Source organism: uncultured Boseongicola sp., assembly GCF_937988555.1.
Lineage (GTDB): Bacteria > Pseudomonadota > Alphaproteobacteria > Rhodobacterales > Rhodobacteraceae > Boseongicola.
Map to the genome: position 1 here is coordinate 1 of NZ_CALJXO010000115.1, position 2,929 is coordinate 2,929.

Genomic DNA, 2,929 nt, shown 5'->3' on the forward strand with positions numbered 1-2,929 from the left:
TGCCGCTGCGATGAAACGCAAACTGTTTCGCGAGTTGGCGACGCAGCCCCTTGGACTGGCGCCATCCGAACTGCCGGTACTCACCCCAGACACCTTTCGCCCAACCACGGTGCAATCACAAACATTCATCGTCAACTTCACGCCCGACCGCGAATAAATATAGCGGATTTGACCCGTCCAGAACCGTTCGACACACCCGAGCGCGCCGTCGATCGTGTGAATGGGCTCTGCCTCGATCGTTGGTGAGCCTTCCAGCCCTTCGGCGTGGCGCGAGAACAATTCATCAACGATCTCACGCACGTTCCGCCCCTTTTCGGCAAGCCGTACACACAAGGATCGTCGGTCAATTTCGCATCTCTGATGGTGTATGAACCCCATCTCGACGAGCTTTTTCAAATTATAGGATAGGTTGGATCCCTGATAATATCCGCGCGATTTAAATTCGCCCGCAGTCACCTCATGATCACCGATATTGAACAGTAAACGTGCCTGAACCGTGGTGATCTCAGGCACGCCAAGCCGTTCGACTTCCTCCTGATCACGTCAAGTATCAACCGGTGCTATCGCTCGATCAAAGCGAGGCTTTCCAGATAGTGTCTCTTAAATGAAAGGGGCGAAGTACTGTCGCTTGCGTTTTGATACATACTCATATTTCAGGCCTCTCCATGCTTCTGCTCGCTCATCCACAGAAGTCGCCGCAAAGTCCGAAAATTGCGTTAACGCGTAAAAAACTCGCACAAAAAAGGTCAGTTTTATCGTTTCAACCCGTCGGCGCGCCCGCCATCACCTTGCCGACAAGCTCCTGATATTTCGAAGGCGTTTCCGCCTGACCACTGATCCAACGATATATTTCTTGATCATTTTCGGACAACAGCTGCTCGTACATATCAAGCTGCGCGTCAGACAATTCTGCCAGCGGACCATCGGAAAACGGGCCCAAAAGCATGTCCATCTCGCGCATGCCACGCCGCCATGACCGCATCTTCAGCCGCTTCAGGCGAATGTCGCGCGTCTCGCTCATACAGCGCGATCCAAAATTGCCGTCTTCAACCGTTTTTCAAGCACACCCATCCGGTCCGCCGCTTGTGCCATCTGCGTCCGCAGGACCCGCATTTCAGTCATCAGATCGACCAAATCCAATTGATCGTCCTCGCTCAAAACGTCCTCAGGCGCTTGCCCGTCGCCCGTCAGGATCCAAGACAGTGACACGTTCAGAACCCCCGCCAGCATCTGCAACTTGTTGGCGCGCGGTTCGGCCATGTCGTTTTCCCAACCCTCAAGGGTCTTTAGTCCAATCCCAAGCTTTTTGGAGAGATCTTTCTGGCTCAAACCTTGCGCCTCGCGCGCGGCCGCCACGCGGTCTCCGAAGGTCGCCGCGTCGTTGGAATACCAATTTTGGTCGGTCAGTTCGGACATCAAATCATCCTAATAGGTTGCAGGGGCGGCAAGCGCTTTCTATGACATTCCTTAACCGCAAACCTTTCTGAGGACGACCATGGCCTTCCTGTCTGCGACACTCGACCGCGTCAAACCTTCGCCGACGGTCGCTTTGACCGCACTTGTGGGTGAATTAAAGGCGGCGGGCCGAGACATCATCAGTCTCGGCGCCGGAGAACCCGACTTCCCGACACCCGAAAACATCCGCGAGGCCGGAAAACGCGCCATCGACACCGGCAAGACCCGGTACACGGCAGTGGACGGCATTCCGGAGCTGAAAGCCGCCATCGTCAGCAAATTCGCCCGCGAGAACAACCTTGCCTACGACGCCTGTGAAATCACCGTAGGCACCGGAGGTAAACAGGTCCTTTACAACGCGTTGATGGCCACGCTTAACCCCGGCGACGAAGTCCTGATCCCGGCGCCCTATTGGGTCAGCTACCCCGACATGGTGCTCTTGGCCGGCGGCGAACCTGTGATCATGCCCGCAGGCCCTGAAAGCGGCTTTCGCATCACGCCGGAACAGCTCGAAGCTGCCATATCGCCGAAATCCAAATGGCTGATCTTCAACTCACCGTCGAACCCCACCGGCGCGGGCTATAGTCCGGACGCCCTGAAGGCCCTTACCGATGTTCTGGAACGCCACCCGCATGTCTGGGTTCTGACCGATGACATGTATGAACACATCGCGTTTCCGGGCTTCGATTTCAGCACCCCGGCTCAGATCGCTCCGTCCCTGAAGGATCGCACCCTGACCCTGAACGGCGTTTCAAAAGCCTATGCCATGACCGGATGGCGCATCGGCTACGCAGGCGGACCAAAACACCTCATCGCCGCGATGCGTAAAATTCAGTCCCAATCCACGTCCAATCCCTGCACGATCAGCCAATGGGCTGCGCTCGAGGCCCTGAACGGGCCGCAGGATTTCATCCCCGTCAACGTGCAAACTTTTCTGCGTCGCCGTGATCTGATCGTCGCGGGCCTGAACACCGCCCCCGGCATCCACTGCCCGACACCGGACGGCGCCTTCTACGTCTACCCCTCGATCACCGGCTGCATCGGCAAAACAACCACGGCAGGCACGCTGATCGACACGGACGAAACTTTCTGCAAGGCGCTCCTTGAAGAGACAGGCGTCGCGGTTGTGTTCGGCGCGGCCTTCGGCCTCTCGCCTGCGTTCCGCATCAGCTACGCCACTTCGGACGAAGACCTGATCGAGGCCTCAGCCCGCCTCAGACGCTTCTGCGAAGGCCTGACGTGACCAGTGCGCCCCCAGAATACTAGGTGGGGCTGCGCGAAAACGGCGCAATAGTCTTTCTCATTGATCCTGAAGGCCGCGATCATCGCATCGAAATGACCCAGATGACTGTGATCAATAAACAGGGCGAGATCAAACCCCACGGCGACCATACCCTCACCGACGCAGACCACACCGCTATCCCTAAATAACTGATCACGCGCTCTGACATCGATCGCGCCCGGTGGATCGACA

Annotated in this window: 4 protein-coding genes and 1 pseudogene; 2 read left to right on the forward strand and 3 right to left on the reverse strand. The window is 57.1% G+C overall.

What is annotated here, in order from left to right; translation table 11 throughout:
• Positions 1 to 153 precede the first annotated feature (153 nt).
• From Q1B15_RS06345 to Q1B15_RS06355, 3 genes and pseudogenes are all read right to left on the reverse strand, one after another.
• Positions 154 to 644, reverse strand: a pseudogene (locus Q1B15_RS06345) (winged helix DNA-binding protein); the annotation flags it as partial.
• A gap of 116 nt (positions 645 to 760) precedes the next feature.
• Positions 761 to 1,021, reverse strand: a complete 261-nt coding sequence (locus Q1B15_RS06350) for a succinate dehydrogenase assembly factor 2 (RefSeq protein ID WP_299751776.1) — start codon at positions 1,019 to 1,021, stop codon at positions 761 to 763.
• Entirely contained in the window at positions 1,018 to 1,416 is a 399-nt protein-coding gene (locus tag Q1B15_RS06355) for a helix-turn-helix transcriptional regulator (protein WP_299751779.1), read from the reverse strand. Before Q1B15_RS06355 ends, Q1B15_RS06350 begins: the two co-directional genes overlap by 4 nt.
• Before the next feature lie 79 nt (positions 1,417 to 1,495).
• Here Q1B15_RS06355 and Q1B15_RS06360 point away from each other — a divergent pair, with 79 nt between their 5' ends.
• Together Q1B15_RS06360 and Q1B15_RS06365 are read left to right on the forward strand one after the other, a co-directional pair.
• A complete protein-coding gene (locus tag Q1B15_RS06360) occupies positions 1,496 to 2,698 on the forward strand; it encodes a pyridoxal phosphate-dependent aminotransferase (protein ID WP_299751781.1) in 1,203 nt (400 codons plus the stop codon).
• 23 nt (positions 2,699 to 2,721) lie between these two features.
• The gene (locus tag Q1B15_RS06365; protein ID WP_299751784.1) at positions 2,722 to 2,886 is read left to right on the forward strand and encodes a hypothetical protein; all 165 of its coding nucleotides are present in this window, start codon (positions 2,722 to 2,724) and stop codon (positions 2,884 to 2,886) included.
• The last annotated feature ends 43 nt before the right edge of the window (positions 2,887 to 2,929 follow it).

Excerpts from the sequence above, each read along its gene's own strand:
- Q1B15_RS06350 (WP_299751776.1), bottom strand. The coding sequence starts at position 1,021 with ATGAGCGAGACGCGCGACATTCGCCTGAAGCGGCTGAAGATGCGGTCA.
- Q1B15_RS06360 (WP_299751781.1), top strand. The coding sequence starts at position 1,496 with ATGGCCTTCCTGTCTGCGACACTCGACCGCGTCAAACCTTCGCCGACG.
- Q1B15_RS06355 (WP_299751779.1), bottom strand. The coding sequence starts at position 1,416 with ATGTCCGAACTGACCGACCAAAATTGGTATTCCAACGACGCGGCGACC.